This window comes from Flavobacterium sp., from assembly GCF_035456225.1.
Classification (GTDB): Bacteria; Bacteroidota; Bacteroidia; order Flavobacteriales; family Flavobacteriaceae; genus Flavobacterium.
The window spans coordinates 1-14,975 of the sequence record NZ_DATIDM010000142.1; the positions used below are offsets into that span (position 1 = coordinate 1).

At 38.1% G+C, this 14,975-nt stretch carries 17 protein-coding genes and 2 tRNA genes; 8 read left to right on the plus strand and 11 right to left on the minus strand.

Annotated elements, in window-relative coordinates:
• From VLB74_RS08435 to tgt, 5 genes are all read right to left on the minus strand, one after another.
• The coding region (locus VLB74_RS08435; protein ID WP_325203015.1) for a replicative DNA helicase at positions 1 to 937 on the minus strand (937 nt) is incomplete at its 3' end.
• A 142-nt stretch (positions 938 to 1,079) separates the two neighbouring features.
• Positions 1,080 to 2,033 carry an acetyl-CoA carboxylase carboxyltransferase subunit alpha gene (locus tag VLB74_RS08440; protein ID WP_325203016.1) on the minus strand — a complete coding sequence of 318 codons (954 nt, stop codon included), beginning with the start codon at positions 2,031 to 2,033 and terminating at the stop codon, positions 1,080 to 1,082.
• 75 nt (positions 2,034 to 2,108) lie between these two features.
• A complete protein-coding gene (locus VLB74_RS08445) occupies positions 2,109 to 2,993 on the minus strand; it encodes a DMT family transporter (RefSeq protein ID WP_325203017.1) in 885 nt (294 codons plus the stop codon).
• A complete protein-coding gene (locus VLB74_RS08450; protein WP_325203018.1) occupies positions 2,980 to 4,056 on the minus strand; it encodes an LptF/LptG family permease in 1,077 nt (358 codons plus the stop codon). Before VLB74_RS08450 ends, VLB74_RS08445 begins: the two co-directional genes overlap by 14 nt.
• 101 nt (positions 4,057 to 4,157) lie before the next feature.
• Positions 4,158 to 5,288, minus strand: a complete 1,131-nt coding sequence (gene tgt / locus VLB74_RS08455) for a tRNA guanosine(34) transglycosylase Tgt (protein ID WP_325203019.1) — start codon at positions 5,286 to 5,288, stop codon at positions 4,158 to 4,160.
• A gap of 165 nt (positions 5,289 to 5,453) precedes the next feature.
• Between tgt and VLB74_RS08460 the strand changes: the two genes are divergently transcribed.
• Both VLB74_RS08460 and VLB74_RS08465 read left to right on the plus strand, forming a co-directional pair.
• Positions 5,454 to 6,305 carry a transketolase gene (locus VLB74_RS08460; protein ID WP_325203020.1) on the plus strand — a complete coding sequence of 284 codons (852 nt, stop codon included), beginning with the start codon at positions 5,454 to 5,456 and terminating at the stop codon, positions 6,303 to 6,305.
• A gap of 105 nt (positions 6,306 to 6,410) precedes the next feature.
• Positions 6,411 to 7,364 carry a transketolase family protein gene (locus VLB74_RS08465; protein WP_325203021.1) on the plus strand — a complete coding sequence of 318 codons (954 nt, stop codon included), beginning with the start codon at positions 6,411 to 6,413 and terminating at the stop codon, positions 7,362 to 7,364.
• Between the two features lie 59 nt (positions 7,365 to 7,423).
• Here VLB74_RS08465 and VLB74_RS08470 read toward each other — a convergent pair whose 3' ends face one another.
• Positions 7,424 to 8,503 carry an FKBP-type peptidyl-prolyl cis-trans isomerase gene (locus tag VLB74_RS08470; protein WP_325203022.1) on the minus strand — a complete coding sequence of 360 codons (1,080 nt, stop codon included), beginning with the start codon at positions 8,501 to 8,503 and terminating at the stop codon, positions 7,424 to 7,426.
• Between the two features lie 80 nt (positions 8,504 to 8,583).
• Between VLB74_RS08470 and VLB74_RS08475 the strand changes: the two genes are divergently transcribed.
• The 3 genes from VLB74_RS08475 to VLB74_RS08485 all read left to right on the plus strand — a co-directional run bounded on the left by VLB74_RS08475 (position 8,584) and on the right by VLB74_RS08485 (position 10,164).
• Positions 8,584 to 8,976 carry an RNA-binding S4 domain-containing protein gene (locus tag VLB74_RS08475; protein WP_325203023.1) on the plus strand — a complete coding sequence of 131 codons (393 nt, stop codon included), beginning with the start codon at positions 8,584 to 8,586 and terminating at the stop codon, positions 8,974 to 8,976.
• Complete coding sequence (locus tag VLB74_RS08480) at positions 8,957 to 9,544, plus strand: class I SAM-dependent methyltransferase (RefSeq protein ID WP_325203024.1); 588 nt, start codon at positions 8,957 to 8,959, stop codon at positions 9,542 to 9,544. Before VLB74_RS08475 ends, VLB74_RS08480 begins: the two co-directional genes overlap by 20 nt.
• A gap of 125 nt (positions 9,545 to 9,669) precedes the next feature.
• Positions 9,670 to 10,164: a phosphoribosyltransferase family protein gene (locus VLB74_RS08485; protein WP_325203025.1), complete on the plus strand. Its 495-nt coding sequence runs from the start codon at positions 9,670 to 9,672 to the stop codon at positions 10,162 to 10,164.
• On the opposite strand, the gene VLB74_RS08490 is transcribed toward VLB74_RS08485, so the two are convergent.
• Positions 10,156 to 10,674: a shikimate kinase gene (locus VLB74_RS08490; protein ID WP_325203026.1), complete on the minus strand. Its 519-nt coding sequence runs from the start codon at positions 10,672 to 10,674 to the stop codon at positions 10,156 to 10,158. The two genes, VLB74_RS08485 and VLB74_RS08490, sit on opposite strands and share 9 nt — an antisense overlap.
• Before the next feature lie 128 nt (positions 10,675 to 10,802).
• Here VLB74_RS08490 and VLB74_RS08495 point away from each other — a divergent pair.
• The 3 genes from VLB74_RS08495 (at position 10,803) to VLB74_RS08505 (ending at position 12,797) form a co-directional block, all read left to right on the plus strand.
• Positions 10,803 to 10,875, plus strand: a tRNA-Lys gene (locus VLB74_RS08495).
• A gap of 42 nt (positions 10,876 to 10,917) precedes the next feature.
• Positions 10,918 to 10,999: transfer RNA gene (locus VLB74_RS08500), tRNA-Leu, on the plus strand.
• A gap of 415 nt (positions 11,000 to 11,414) precedes the next feature.
• On the plus strand, positions 11,415 to 12,797 hold the full coding sequence (locus VLB74_RS08505; RefSeq protein ID WP_325203027.1) for an SLC13 family permease: 1,383 nt from the start codon (positions 11,415 to 11,417) through the stop codon (positions 12,795 to 12,797).
• A 72-nt stretch (positions 12,798 to 12,869) separates the two neighbouring features.
• Here VLB74_RS08505 and VLB74_RS08510 read toward each other — a convergent pair whose 3' ends face one another.
• The 4 genes from VLB74_RS08510 to VLB74_RS08525 are packed head-to-tail and all read right to left on the minus strand — an operon-like array spanning position 12,870 to position 14,891.
• Entirely contained in the window at positions 12,870 to 13,406 is a 537-nt protein-coding gene (locus VLB74_RS08510; protein ID WP_325203028.1) for a DUF4252 domain-containing protein, read from the minus strand.
• Positions 13,407 to 13,416: 10 nt separating this feature from the next.
• Positions 13,417 to 13,941 carry a DUF4252 domain-containing protein gene (locus VLB74_RS08515; protein WP_325203029.1) on the minus strand — a complete coding sequence of 175 codons (525 nt, stop codon included), beginning with the start codon at positions 13,939 to 13,941 and terminating at the stop codon, positions 13,417 to 13,419.
• A gap of 7 nt (positions 13,942 to 13,948) precedes the next feature.
• Entirely contained in the window at positions 13,949 to 14,395 is a 447-nt protein-coding gene (locus VLB74_RS08520; protein WP_325203030.1) for a hypothetical protein, read from the minus strand.
• Positions 14,382 to 14,891 carry an RNA polymerase sigma factor gene (locus tag VLB74_RS08525; RefSeq protein WP_325203031.1) on the minus strand — a complete coding sequence of 170 codons (510 nt, stop codon included), beginning with the start codon at positions 14,889 to 14,891 and terminating at the stop codon, positions 14,382 to 14,384. Before VLB74_RS08525 ends, VLB74_RS08520 begins: the two co-directional genes overlap by 14 nt.
• Positions 14,892 to 14,975 lie beyond the last annotated feature (84 nt).

The window sequence follows — 14,975 nt, forward strand, 5'->3', positions numbered from 1 at the left end:
TGGAAAGCGACGGTGTATCGTCAATATATAAAGGTGCTTTTTCTAAGTCTTTTACTTTAATGGAAAGCTGTTCCCATTCGTGTTTTTCTAATTTACCGGTACGCAGTTTTTCTGAAGACAAACCGGTTTCAGAAGAAATCAAACGCGTAATCAGCTGAACAGAGGACATCTCAAGTGAGAACAAAGCCACAGGTGCTCCGGCATCGACAGCCATATTTCGGGCCATTGATAATACGAAAGCGGTTTTACCCATACCCGGACGGGCCGCAATAATAATCAAATCCGAAGGCTGCCAACCTGACGTTAACTTATCCAGATCGTGAAACCCTGTTGGGATTCCGCTCAAACCTTCTTTGTTTGCAATTTCTTCGATTCGTTTTTTTGCCTGGATTACCAAACTTTGCGCCGTTTCCGAACTACGTTTGATATTTCCCTGCGTTACTTCATACAACTTCGATTCGGCTTTGTCCAACAAATCGAAAACATCGGTTGTTTCATCGTATGCATCTTCAATGATTTCGGACGAAATTCGGATCAAACTACGCTGAATAAATTTCTGAAGAATGATACGCGAGTGGAATTCGATATGTGCCGAAGAAGATATCTTTTGTGTAAGCTGAATCAGGTAAAAATCACCACCTGACAATTCCAGTTTTCCGTTCTTTTTTAATTGAGCCGAAACTGTTAATAAGTCAATTGGCTGCGTATCATTGAACAACTGAACAATTGCCTCAAATATATACTTATGCGCATCTTTGTAAAAAGCATCAGGGCTCAAAATATCGATAACCTCGTCAACTCCTTTTTTATCAATCATCATAGCGCCAATGACAGCTTCTTCAAGGTCTAATGCCTGTGGTGGCAGTTTCCCTTTTTCGAGATTGATGATAGTAGTTTTATCTACTTTATAAGGGTTTATATTCTTAAGGTTTTCCATGCTGCTAATGTAACCAAGTTTTTATAAAAAACACATTTGAGTTGTTAATAAGACACTGTTGACAACTCTGTATTTTTTGTTAATAAGTCAAAAAAAATCCGAAGCAGCAAGGCTTCGGATTGGTTTATTGAAAACAGGGCGTTTACTCTTTGTATTCTCCCATTTTACTGTATTTATCCATACGTTGTGCTACTAATTCTTCTGTTGATAAGTCTTTCAGCTCATTAAAAGCTTTCATCACATATTTCTCAACCGTTTTAAAAGTAGTATCTCTGTCATAATGCGCTCCACCAAGTGGTTCCGGTATGATATCGTCAACTAATTTTTGTTTTTTCATATCAGCGGAGGTCAACTTAAGTGCTTCAGCAGCCTGCTCCTTGTATTCCCAGCTTTTCCAAAGAATTGATGAACATGATTCCGGTGAAATTACAGAATACCAAGTATTCTCCATCATCAATACTCTGTCTCCAACACCTATTCCTAATGCACCTCCCGAAGCCCCTTCACCAACAATAACTGAAATGATAGGCACTTTTAGACGAATCATTTCAAGGATGTTACGTGCAATTGCTTCTCCCTGACCTCTTTCTTCTGCTTCCAGACCAGGATAAGCCCCCGGAGTGTCAATTAAAGTAAGTACCGGAATCCCGAACTTTTCAGCCATCTTCATTAAACGAAGCGCTTTACGGTATCCTTCCGGGTTAGCCATACCGAAGTTGCGGAATTGACGGGTTTTAGTGTTATATCCTTTTTGCTGACCAACAATCATGAACGATTGTCCGTTGATTTTACCAAGACCTCCAATCATTGCTTTATCGTCTTTCACGCCTCTGTCTCCAAAAAGCTCAAGGAAAGTTTCGCCACACAATGCTCTTACGTGATCCATCGTATAAGGACGGTTTGGATGTCTTGACAACTGAACGCGTTGCCACGCTGTAAGATTTTTATATATTTCTTTCTTAGTTTCTTCTAATTTCTGCTCGATCTGCTTACAGGTTGCAGAAACGTCCACATCCGATTCCTGACCGATAATCTGACATTTATCTAACTGATCTTCAAGTTCTTTAATCGGAAGTTCAAAATCTAAGTATTCCATTTTGTTTGTTTCTTTTGACTTTAATTTGAACGGCAAAGATAAAATTTTCATTTTACAATGCGGAAACTATTTAAATTAGTTTTTAACTTTCTTATAGTTTTTTATGATACCGTTCAATATGACGGTTATTAGTATGATTGAAGCACCGATATAAAATTCGGGGCTCATTTTTTCACTTTCGCTGAACACCAAAATCCCTAATATAATTCCGTAAATCGGCTCCAAGTTGATGGTTAGCATTACAGTATATGGTGTTAGGAATTTCATTACTTTCACCGAAGCCAAAAACGCATAGGCTGTACAGATTGACCCCAAAACAAACAACCATAATAAATCGGAAGCTGAAATCTGGAAAAAGTCTTTCGAAAATTGTCCGGAAAATAATAAGTATACAGATAAGAATCCGATTCCTCCCGCAAGTTCATATAATGTTATGACAGCCGCATCATTATGTTTGGCAAACTTCCCGTTAATTACGGAGAACATCGCTGATAGAAAGGCAGAGGTTAACGCCAAAAGGATCCCTTCCACATAATTACCTTCCACTTTAAAGATAATCCCCAATCCGAAGACCACAAGCAGCCCAAACAACACCTCATAGATCACTATCTTTTTACCGTAGAAAATAGGCTCCAAGACTGATGCAAATAAAGCTCCGGTTGACAAGCATGCCAAGGTTACCGATATATTTGAAACTTTTATCGCCTGAAAGAAGGTAAGCCAATGCAGTGCTATAACCAGCCCGGAAAATAAAAAACCAAACAGTAATCGCTTTGATAAGTTTAAAGGAATTTTTCTGATTTTAACGTAGAAGAAGATAATCGAAACAGCAATCATCATACGATACCAAACCAAAGGTAACGCGTCAAGAGAAATCAGTTTTCCCAAAACCGCAGTAAATCCCCAAATAAATACAATTAAATGGAGATGAAGATAGCTTCTTACTTTATCGTTTGGCATTCCTCAACAGATAAACAGCCAATATCCCAAAAAAAACATTAGGCAACCAAACTGCAACTATTGGCGGCATGGTCGAAGCTTCCGCCAGTGTCCCGAATATTTTATCAAAGAAGATAAACGTAAAAGCTAATGCAATTCCCGTAGCCAGGTTAACTCCCATCCCTCCTCTTCGTTTCATTGACGAAACCGCCACAGCAATAATTGTCAGAATAAAAGCCGAAACCGGTAAGCTGAACTTTTTATATTTTACAACCTCATAGGTATTGATATTCGAAGAACCTCTTTCCCTTTCTTTTTCGATAAATTTATTCAATTCCACAAAAGTCATTGTTTCAGCAATATATACAACAGGAGTAAGATCATCTATATCGAAATTCAATTTCATCTTTCGTTGGTCTGTGGAAGCCAGCTGATCATCCAATTCACCAATGGTTCTTTTTCTGAAACCATGTAATGTATAGGTACTGTCTGCTTCATTCCACTGAATACGGTTTGCGGTAATCTTATAGTCCAACTTATCGCCTTTGAATTTTTCAAGTGAAAAATTAAAACCCATTTTTGAGATATAATTGAAATTGCTTACATAAATAAATTCATCTTTACTGATTTGCCTGTAAACATCAAGATTCTCTCTTACTTTGGGATTGTTTTTAAGATACGTATACCTGAAATCATTGTACCCTTTACTGGCATTTGGAACCAAAACAAAGGCCATGAGGATAGCAAACAAAGAAACCAGAGTCGCACCTATAATATATGGCCTGAGAAAACGGGTGAATGAAATTCCTGAACTTAAAATAGCTATAATTTCTGTATTATTAGCCAATTTGGATGTAAACCAGATTACCGATAAGAACAGGAAAATCGGAAAAAGCATGTTCGCGAAATAAACCGTAAAATGCATATAGTATTTTGCGACTTCCACAAACGGGACTTTATTTTCAATCATCTTGTTCACTTTCTCCGAAACGTCTATCACAATTCCGATTGGAATAAACAATAACAACATTACACTGAAAGTCCCCAAATAACGCTTTAAGATATACTTATCAATTATTTTCATTAAAAAAGTTAGAAGTTAGAAGTTAGAGGCTGGAAGTTAGAAGTTAGATTTTTCAAAACAATTAAGAATATCTCTTCACTTTTAAATCCAAATTCCATCCCTTATAATCTTTGACTCATATTTTTTACCATCATTTCCTTCCACTCGCGGAAATCGCCAGCCAGAATATGAACTCTTGCCTCACGAACCAACCACATATAAAAACCTAAATTGTGAATTGTAGCGATTTGCTTTCCAAGATATTCGTTAACGGAAAATAAATGACGTAAATAAGCTTTGGAATATTCCGTATCCACAAAAGTGTGCCCCATTTCATCGATAGGTGAAAAATCGGCTTCCCACTTTTTGTTTTTGATATTGATGGTTCCGTTGGCCGTGAACAACATTCCGTTTCTTGCATTACGCGTAGGCATAACACAATCGAACATATCGATTCCGAGTGCGATATTTTCAAGGATGTTAATTGGCGTCCCAACTCCCATTAAATAACGCGGTTTATCTTCCGGAAGTATGGCAGTTACGACTTCTGTCATTGCATACATTTCTTCGGCCGGTTCCCCAACTGAAAGTCCGCCGATAGCGTTCCCTTGTGCTCCTGCATTGGCAATATATTCCGCAGATTGAGCACGCAAATCTTTATAAGTACTTCCCTGAACAATCGGGAAAAATGTCTGTTCGTATCCGTATTTGAACGGCAAATTTTCCAAATGCTTGATACAACGATCCAACCAGCGATGGGTCATCTTCATTGATTTTTGAGCATAACGGTAATCACATGGATAAGGTGTACATTCATCGAATGCCATAATGATATCCGCACCGATGGTACGCTGAATTTCCATTACATTTTCAGGCGTAAAAAAGTGGTAAGAACCGTCGATATGCGATTTGAATTTCACCCCTTCTTCTTTGATTTTTCTATTGGAAGAAAGTGAGTAAACCTGATAACCTCCCGAGTCCGTAAGGATGTTTCGGTCCCAGTTCATGAATTTATGCAGTCCTCCCGCTTTTTCAAGAATTTCAGTTTGCGGACGAAGGTATAAATGATAGGTATTCCCCAGGATAATATCCGGATTGATATCGTCTTTCAACTCTCGCTGATGCACTCCTTTTACGGTGGCAACAGTACCCACAGGCATAAAAATAGGTGTTTCAATTACACCGTGATCAGTAGTGATGGATCCTGCCCTTGCTTTTGTTTGCGGGTCTTTCTTTAGTAAATCAAACTTCATATGTATATTTTACAATCGGCAAAGATAAAAGATTTGTCAGTTATGAATTATGAAATATGGATTTAATTAACATCTGAAAATATTTCTGAAAAATCGTACTGCCGAATCCTCCAAAAAATCCAATTATCTGATTATCTTTGCACCAGTTTAACTTTTACATACAAAATGAAGCGTAACACACAACAATTAAGCAATTTAACGATTCAGGTAAGAAGAGATATTCTTCGAATGGTACACGCTGTAAATTCAGGTCACCCGGGAGGTTCTTTGGGATGTACTGAATTCCTTGTAGTTTTATACCAAAATATAATGGAACGCAAACCTGGTTTTGACATGGACGGCATCGGGGAAGATGTTTTCTTCTTATCAAACGGACATATTTCACCGGTTTTCTACAGCGTTCTTGCACGCAGCGGCTATTTCCCTGTTTCGGAATTGGCTAGTTTCAGAAAATTAAATTCAAGATTACAAGGTCACCCAACCACTCACGAAGGTTTACCTGGAGTAAGAATGGCATCAGGTTCATTAGGTCAGGGTTTATCAGTAGCTATTGGAGCTGCACAGGCCAAAAAACTTAATAATGACAACCATTTCGTTTATGCTTTATTGGGAGATGGCGAACTTCAGGAAGGTCAAAACTGGGAAGCTATCATGTATGCTTCCGCTAAAAAAGTAGACAACTTAATTGCTACCATTGATTTGAACGGAAAGCAGATTGACGGTACTACCGATGAAGTGCTGAACATGGGAAGTGTTAAAGCTAAATTTGTAGCTTTTGACTGGGATGTAGTTGAAGTCAAAGAAGGAAACAACATTGAAGATATCATTGCAGGACTTAACCATGCTAAAGCATTGGCAGGAAAAGGCAAACCGGTTTGTATTTTGTTACATACTGAAATGGGTCATGGTGTTGACTATATGATGCATACGCACGCTTGGCACGGAAAAGCACCAAACGATGAGCAATTGGCTGCAGCATTGAGTCAAAACTACTGTGAAGACGAAATCGATTATTAGAAGGCAGACTGCAGAAATCAGATTTCAGAATGACGATTGTATTGAAAGCTGTTGGTTTCAGAAATTTCAATCTTTCAATTTTTCAATCTTTCAATTTAAATTCAAATGAAAAAATATACAAATACAGGAAGTAAAGATACCCGTTCAGGATTTGGAGCGGGAATGACCGAATTGGGTCAGAAAAACGAAAACGTGGTAGCACTTTGTGCCGACCTTATCGGATCGTTAAAATTTGACGAATTCAAAAAGAACCATCCGGAGCGTTTTTTCCAGATTGGAATTGCTGAAGCAAACATGATCGGAATTGCTGCCGGTTTAACTATCGGAGGAAAAATCCCTTTCACAGGAACTTTCGCCAACTTCTCTACCGGCAGAGTTTATGATCAGATTCGTCAATCAGTTGCGTATTCTGATAAAAACGTAAAAATCTGTGCTTCACACGCCGGATTAACATTAGGAGAAGACGGTGCAACTCACCAAATTTTAGAAGACATCGGATTAATGAAGATGTTGCCGGGAATGACTGTAATAAACACTTGTGATTACAACCAGACAAAAGCAGCTACTTTAGCATTGGCTGATCATCATGGTCCGGCTTATTTACGTTTCGGACGTCCTGTGGTACCTAACTTCATGCCGGCTGACGAACCTTTCGTTATTGGTAAAGCAATTATGTTAAACGAAGGAACTGATGTTACGATTATCGCAACAGGTCACTTGGTTTGGGAAGCATTAATCGCTGCTGAAAAATTAGAAGAAAAAGGTATTTCTGCAGAAGTGATCAACATTCACACCATCAAACCTTTGGATGAGGAAGCGATTTTAAAATCAGTTGCAAAAACAGGTTGTGTGGTTACTGCCGAAGAACACAACATCCTTGGCGGTTTAGGCGAAAGCGTTGCCAGAACTTTAGCATTAAACAATCCGAAGCCGCAAGAATTTGTAGCAGTTCAGGATAGTTTTGGAGAATCAGGAACACCAGAGCAGTTAATGGAAAAATACAAATTAAACAATCAGGCGATTGTTGAAGCCGTAGAAAGAGTAATCAAGAGAAAATAATCCTTCTTTCTTTTACCATAAAAAAACCCGCTCATTGAGCGGGTTTTTTTTATCTTTTATTATGGAAGATCCTCATTAATTATAGCAAAACAATTTTTATCTAAATGCCTTCTTACTCTCGTTGGTGTGGCATAATCAAGCGAACAATCAGGAATACCTTGCGCTTCATCTACATAAATAGTTACAGGGTCATCAACCGCAGCACCATTAAAAGGATATACGTACCTATATACGGTTTCAACACCATTTTCCAATACAGTTACCGTATGCGTAATCTCATTTTTTGTCAAATAACCATCATTGTCGTCATCTGCATCGAAAATATCCGGAATCCCATCTGCATCAGTATCAATTAAATTACCATCCTCATCAAGTTCGTACTCGTATCGTGATTCGATTTTATCAAAATCCTGATCCAAACGCGTTACTGCATGCAAATTAAATGTAAAAATAAGAGGAGTATAAGCCGGAATACTTCCATTAACTCCAGCTCCATTATAATAACCTAAACCGGATGGTAAAAACATCGCACCCGAACCATAATTTATTGAATTCAAAGTACCATCAATATCATTCGGATCAAAAAAACCGGCTCTAAACAGCGGCATGACATGCTCCCATCCTTTTATAACGTCTATCAGATTAAATTCAACCGGATTTGGCGCGTAATCAAATTCTTTGTTTTCGAATACATAACTCGTCAAATCAGTATCAGGGTCAACCACTGCAGTGCGAACTATAGTTGTTCCTCTGTAAGTAGTTAAGATTCTGTCCACTCCACATGGTTTATCACCATCAGCATCTGTATCCCCTTTATCGTCAAATTTTAAGTAATACACTTTAAAATCAACACCGTATAATTTCACAATTTTACTCATTAATGGATAATCGGTCTGATCCCAAATTGAAACAGTATGATCAGCATCTAATGTATCTATTTTCACATCAATAACGTCTCCACCAGCATTTCTGGTTACCTCTACGTAAGCCTTATGCAAATAATCCTCAATATCAACCAAATCTTCCGGGTAAACATCGGCATGTGGTCTTGCTGGTTCTGCTTGAGGAGTATCATCATCCTTACAACTTGTCCCCAACAACAACAAAGCAATTCCCAAACCAAATAAAATCTTATTCATCGTTAACAAATTTTAATGGCGCAAGATACAATTTTACTTTATTTTTGTACTACTATTAACACTGATTTTAACGAATCCCAATGAGAATCGACAAATACCTGTGGTGCGTTCGTTACTACAAGACGAGAAGCATCGCTGCGGAAGCCTGTAAGAAAGGTCATATCACCGTAAACGGACAGGAAGCCAAGCCTTCCAAGGAAGTATTTCCATCCGATAAAATTACCTTAAGAAAAGATCAGATAAATTATATTTTAACCGTTTTGGATGTACCGCAAAACAGGGTCGGACCAAAATTGGTTGACATTTACCGGAAAGACGAGACACCGGCGGAATCTTTTGAACATCTGGAAATGCTTAAATTATCGAAAGAACATTATAGGACAAAAGGCCAGGGAAGACCAACCAAAAAAGACCGAAGAGACATAGACGATTACACCATAGAACCAGGCGATTATGAAGAACCAATTGAATAGTGATTATTGGGAAAACCGCTACCAGACGAATCAAACGGGCTGGGATGCAGGAACCATAACCACACCGTTGAAGAATTATATCGACCAGATTACCGACAAAAACATCAAAATCCTGATTCCGGGAGCCGGCAATGCTCACGAATTGGATTACTTCCTGTCAAATGGATTTAATAACATTTTTGTTGTCGACTTTGCCGAAACACCGCTTCAAAACATAAAAAAAAGAATTCCGCATTTTCCGGAAGAACAACTTATATACAGTGATTTTTTCGAATTGGAAGGAAAATTTGATTTGATAATGGAGCAAACCTTTTTTTGCGCCTTATCTCCGGATCTCCGAAAAAACTATGTTACCAAAATGCATTCCCTGCTTTCTGAAAAAGGAAAACTCTTTGGTCTGCTATTCGATTTTCCGTTAACTGAAGAAGGCCCGCCTTTTGGAGGAAGCAAAGAAGAATACCAAAGCCTGTTCTCTGACAGCTTCATGATCAAAACATTGGAAGCGGCCTATAACTCTATTAAACCAAGGGAAGCACGTGAGCTGTTTTTTATTGTAACCCCAAAATAAAATTCAGCCAACCCAAAAACAGTCCACAAAGTAATTTTAAAAACCTTAAATCTGCGTTTGATAAAAAATCTTTATTTTTGATTTTTATTTCATCAGGATTTTAAGGTCTGAAAAAAGCACAACACATGAAAAACATCATTTTAACACAAAGCGAAATCCAGCACAAAACCAAACGAATTGCCTATCAGATCTACGAAACTTTTGTGGATGAAAATGAAGTGGTACTTGCAGGAATCACAAACAGCGGTTACATTTTTGCACAGAAAATTGCTCGAGAACTTGCTTTGATTTCCGATCTGAAGGTTATTTTATGTGAAGTACGAATCAACAAGAACAATCCGCAGGATGAAATAACGACTTCATTAAATGTATCCGAATATCAAAACAAGGGATTGGTATTGATAGACGATGTTTTAAATTCAGGTACCACTTTGATTTACGGCGTAAAACATTTCCTTGACGTTCCATTAAAGAAATTCAAGACGGCAGTACTTGTTGACCGAAATCATAAAAAATACCCCGTGAAAGCCGATTTCAAAGGCATTTCGCTATCAACCTCATTACAGGAACACATTCAGGTTGTTTTTGAAGAAAATGACGAATACGCTTATTTAAGCTAATAGCTGAATTAATTCATCCACTATATCTTCCGGCTTTTTATCATCAACCGAAACAATGTATTTTGATTTGAGATAGAAGTAACTTCTGTCAAACAAGTGCTTGGCAATAAACTCGTGCAATTCCTCGTCACTTTGATGAGCGATCAGCGGGCGTAATTTCTTTTGCGGCAGTAACCTGTTCACAAGCTCGGCAATCGATCCTTTCAGATACACGGAAGCCACACCTTCTTTTTGCAATTGCAAATGATTGTTCGCATAACAAGGCGTTCCCCCTCCAAGACTTAAAATATAATGATCGTGAGAAGCCATAAAACCATTAAGTGTTTCATGTTCTATTTTCCGAAAACGAATCTCTCCAATCTCCAAAAAAAGTTCCGAAATGGTTTTTTTTGCATTTTTTTCGATTATTTCATCAAGGTCAAAAAATGGAATTTCGGTTTTTTCCGACAACAATTTACCCACAGTCGATTTTCCGCTCCCCATATACCCAACTAACATGATTTTTTTCATAGTAACAACGCCCTATAAACTAATACTTTAAGAATAAACTTTAAAAGAAAGTCAAATTTATAATAAATTTCCCTTGCAAAATAAATAATACGTCTTATATTTGCACCCGCAATCAGGAAGTAATTCTAGACTCGGTAGCTCAGCTGGTAGAGCACATCACTTTTAATGATGGGGTCCTGGGTTCGAATCCCAGCCGGGTCACGATAAGAAGTCGAGCAGCAATGTTTGACTTTTTTTATTTTCGGCCACGTGGAGAAATTGGTAGACTCGCCATCTTGAGGGGGTGGTGCTGCAAGGCGTATGGGTTCGAATCCCATCGTGGTCACGAATAAATACAAAATGGAATTCAATTGATAAAGCTCGCTTTAGACTATTGGGTTCCATTTTGTGTTTTCAAAGCGGAGCTTTATTGGGAAGGACGAAGTCAATCCCATCGTGGTCACGAATAAATACAAAATGGAATTCAATTGATAAAGCTCGCTTTAGACAATTGGGTTCCATTTTGTGTTTTCAAAGCGGAGCTTTTTGAGAAGGACAAAGTCAATCCCATCGTGGTCACTTCAAAAAAAAAAAAAAAAAACACTTCAATCAAGTGAACTATCATTTAAAAAATAGTCAAAAGGAATTTGATAAAACACAAATACAGCAAAAGTATACAAGAATTATTCATTAAATTTGAATAATTTAACATACTGGTTCTTAATGAAATACAATTATCACCGGGATAAATTTCAAAAATTATGGAAGAAAAAGGTGCTAATGGAAATAAACATAAATCAGTCTACCATTTTCTGCTATCCTTTGCCGTAGCCTTAGGGGTAACACTGATATTGAAAGAACCAAATTTTACCGACTCACAGGTATATGTTATCTTCCTATTGTTCTTTGCCATCGGCCTGTGGATTACTGAAGCCATACCCGCATTTGCGGTAAGTCTTTTAATAATTTCTTATCTGGTATTTGCTCTTGGTAACAAACATTTTAATTCAGCACCCGAAAATATTGAGCATTATGTCCAGACATTTTCCGACAGTATAATTTGGCTCTTACTCGGTGGTTTTTTTCTTGCAAAAGCCATGGCCAATACGAAATTAGATGAAACGCTTTTCAGGTTCACACTTAAACTTGCGGGAACAAATCCACGGAATTTATTGATTGGCATAATGACCACAACAATGTTAGCTTCCATGCTTTTGTCCAATTCCGCTACTACCACAATGGTGTTAGCAGCAATAATGCCATTACTTAAAACGCTCGATAAAAATTCCGGAGTCTCCAAAGCATTATTATTGGGTATTCCAGTCGCTGCAACTGCAGGGGGCATGGCTACCATTGTCGGTACGCCTGCAAATGCAATTGCTGTCGGCGCATTGCATAATGCAGGAATTACTATTGAGTTCATCGACTGGATGATTTATGGGATACCGCTCGCGATAGTTGTGAATGCAGTTTGTTGTTTCGCTTTGATTAAGGCTCACATAAAAGATCCTACTCCTATTTCCACAGCTTTTCTTGATGATATGAAAACAGATGTTTCAAAGGAAGCAGCATTGCAGCGAAATATAGTTATTGGTGTAACATTTCTCACTATCGGTTTATGGGTTACCAGTTCTTTGCATGGAATAAAACCATCATCGGTATGTGCGGTTCCAATTGTAATACTTACGTTAACCGGCGTGCTTAATGGAAAAGATGTTCGGACATTAGGTTGGGATACACTCTTATTGGTTGCCGGAGGTTTGTCATTAGGTCTTGCTCTGGATCATACCGGTTTATTAAAGCATTATGCCGAAATACTAATCACCCTGCAACTGGACAGCATGTTATTGCTCAGTATCTTTGGGGTTTTAGCCACGGCATTAGCAACTGTAATGACCAATTCAACAGCAACTGCTTTAATGGTCCCAATCTGCATGGCTATACTTCCCGATCAAAAGTTAGAAGTAGCTTTGATTATCGCTCTTTCATCATCTTCAGCTTTACGACTGCTTGCATCAAGCCCATCTAACGCAATCGTATTCAATACCGGTTATCTTGAACAAAAAGATTTCAGGTTAACTGGAATAATCTTTGGGTTACTCGGACCAATACTTGCTATTTTGTGGGTGCTCTTAATGTCGTGAAATTAATTACTGTTTTACATTTCAATATACAAACAATAAAAAAGCCCCAAGAAGTATTGGGACTTTGTTTTTTTAAGGCTGTACCAGCTCTTGCAAAGGCTTAAGCTGCTCCATATCTATGTTGGCTTTCTGCATCAGACGCATCAGATTCAAAACGTCTGTCGGATTCATATCATCGCCTATAACCCGAACTACGGCAAAACCATTTTCTTTTTTGTTCGCATATAGCACGAATTCATCAATATGTTCGTCCTGACCTACAAAATAAACCGCACCGCCTTCTTTTCCGGATCCTACCCTCATCAATTGCTGATAGCTTTTATCTTTTAGAATCGTATTTACCTTTTCACGCTCTTCATTAAACTTATTCTGGTTTAAGGAATCGGATTTAAAAGCCAACACATTAATCTTCTTAAATGACTCCAGCGCTTCTTTTTCCGCACTTGACAGCGATACCTTATCAACGTTGATGAAAGTCGGTGCCAAATCCAAAGAAATAAAATCTTTTTTATCGGAATTGGCTACGAAATATTTCTGTAATGAAGGTTTCTGTTCACAGCCCGCAAAAAGCATTGAAACAAAAAATCCAATAAATAAATACCGTTTCATAATAGTACTATTATTTTTTAGCTGCCTTGTTCAGAGATTCACCTCCAGGCAATTTCATTTTTTCAGTCAGAGCCGAAATTTCATCTAAATCAAAATTCCCGGTTAACGAAAGCAATACCGTTTCGTTTTTAGAACCGGAACCATCAACAAACATCAGAAGCTCTTTTACCTGATTGCTGTTTGCACCGGACTTCACATAAATTCTGACAGCTTTTCCTCCGTCATTGATACGCATCAGTTCATCCAAAGGATTCGATTTCAAATAGCTGTTCATTGTCGCCTTCATTTCAGAAGCCGGTTTCGCGCTGGTTGTCGTAAACACTTTCAGATTGTCTAACTTTTTAAGCAGATTCATGTAAGCTTGCGCTTCTTTATCGGAAGCATCCACTTTTACTTTACTCATCAGTTCGAACATCTTTTTGTTTACGATTACCGAAGTCACATTCTCCTGTCCGTCGAACTTATCAAAAGCGGCTTGAGCAAATATAGTTGTCGAAAACAGGGCTACTAAAAGTGTTAAAAATAACTTGTTCATTTTTTGATTATTTAAAGATTGTTTTTGTTGTTTGATTGTACTCATTTACATATTCGATACTTTTTACGCCTTCATTTACGTTTTCCGAAACCATTTGCAGTGCTTTCTGTGTTTCCTGGAAAGCTAATTCCGGATCATCGAACGTGCCCAAACCATTAGCCACAGGCTGTTCCGATGGTTGGTTCATAAAGTAGAGCGTACCGGACAAAACTGCAATACTGGCCGCAACGGAAATCCACGCTACATAATTTCGTTTTCTGGGTTGTAGTGGAACCGTTCTGGTGAATTGCTCTTGTTTTGCCTGACCGAAGTAACCAAAGATTGCCTTGTATTGTTCCAAATGGGGCGCCACATCTGAAGATGAAAAATAGTTTTTTAACTCTTTTTCTTCAGCAATACTGGTTTCTCCTGCAAAGTATTTATCAACTAATATTTCAATTTTATGCAATTCCATAATTGTGTTTTTTAACCAATTGTTCTCTTATTTCTTTTCTCGCTCTTGAGAGGGCAACCCTCACAGCGGTTTCATTCATCTCCATTATTTTTGCTATCTCTGCAAACTCATATTCTTCGACATCTCGCATCTGAACGATCAGTCTTTGTTGTTCGGGTAAACTTTCGATTATTTTTTCCACCACACTCCAACTGTCTCTGTCTTCAATCTGTTTCTGAACGCTTGCCGTCCTGTCGGAATAATTATTATGGACAATCTGCAAATTAGATGCTCTTTTTGATTTTAACTGATCGAGGCAGTAATTTTTGGTCATCGTCATCGCAAAAGCTTCCACACTGGAATAATTCGAAAGAACATTGTTGTTTTTCCATAATTTCACCAAAACTTCCTGCGTTGCATCTTCGGCTTCTTCGGTGCTCACGAGCAGCCGCTTCGCCATCCGAAACAACTTATCCTTAAAAGGAGTAATCAAATTCACAAACTCCTGCTGATTCATAATTTCATAAGTTTGGTGTTGGTTTATACAATCAAGACGAACTACACTTCAGTTTGTTACAAGGTACAATAAAAAAATGCAATC

Bases quoted from the DNA above. Each gene is read 5' to 3' on its own strand.
- VLB74_RS08440 (WP_325203016.1), bottom strand. From the start codon at position 2,033: ATGGAATACTTAGATTTTGAACTTCCGATTAAAGAACTTGAAGATCAG.
- VLB74_RS08445 (WP_325203017.1), bottom strand. From the start codon at position 2,993: ATGCCAAACGATAAAGTAAGAAGCTATCTTCATCTCCATTTAATTGTA.
- VLB74_RS08450 (WP_325203018.1), bottom strand. From the start codon at position 4,056: ATGAAAATAATTGATAAGTATATCTTAAAGCGTTATTTGGGGACTTTC.
- tgt (WP_325203019.1), bottom strand. From the start codon at position 5,288: ATGAAGTTTGATTTACTAAAGAAAGACCCGCAAACAAAAGCAAGGGCA.
- VLB74_RS08460 (WP_325203020.1), top strand. From the start codon at position 5,454: ATGAAGCGTAACACACAACAATTAAGCAATTTAACGATTCAGGTAAGA.
- VLB74_RS08465 (WP_325203021.1), top strand. From the start codon at position 6,411: ATGAAAAAATATACAAATACAGGAAGTAAAGATACCCGTTCAGGATTT.
- VLB74_RS08470 (WP_325203022.1), bottom strand. From the start codon at position 8,503: ATGAATAAGATTTTATTTGGTTTGGGAATTGCTTTGTTGTTGTTGGGG.
- VLB74_RS08475 (WP_325203023.1), top strand. From the start codon at position 8,584: ATGAGAATCGACAAATACCTGTGGTGCGTTCGTTACTACAAGACGAGA.
- VLB74_RS08480 (WP_325203024.1), top strand. From the start codon at position 8,957: ATGAAGAACCAATTGAATAGTGATTATTGGGAAAACCGCTACCAGACG.
- VLB74_RS08485 (WP_325203025.1), top strand. From the start codon at position 9,670: ATGAAAAACATCATTTTAACACAAAGCGAAATCCAGCACAAAACCAAA.
- VLB74_RS08490 (WP_325203026.1), bottom strand. From the start codon at position 10,674: ATGAAAAAAATCATGTTAGTTGGGTATATGGGGAGCGGAAAATCGACT.
- VLB74_RS08505 (WP_325203027.1), top strand. From the start codon at position 11,415: ATGGAAGAAAAAGGTGCTAATGGAAATAAACATAAATCAGTCTACCAT.
- VLB74_RS08510 (WP_325203028.1), bottom strand. From the start codon at position 13,406: ATGAAACGGTATTTATTTATTGGATTTTTTGTTTCAATGCTTTTTGCG.
- VLB74_RS08515 (WP_325203029.1), bottom strand. From the start codon at position 13,941: ATGAACAAGTTATTTTTAACACTTTTAGTAGCCCTGTTTTCGACAACT.
- VLB74_RS08520 (WP_325203030.1), bottom strand. From the start codon at position 14,395: ATGGAATTGCATAAAATTGAAATATTAGTTGATAAATACTTTGCAGGA.
- VLB74_RS08525 (WP_325203031.1), bottom strand. From the start codon at position 14,891: ATGAATCAGCAGGAGTTTGTGAATTTGATTACTCCTTTTAAGGATAAG.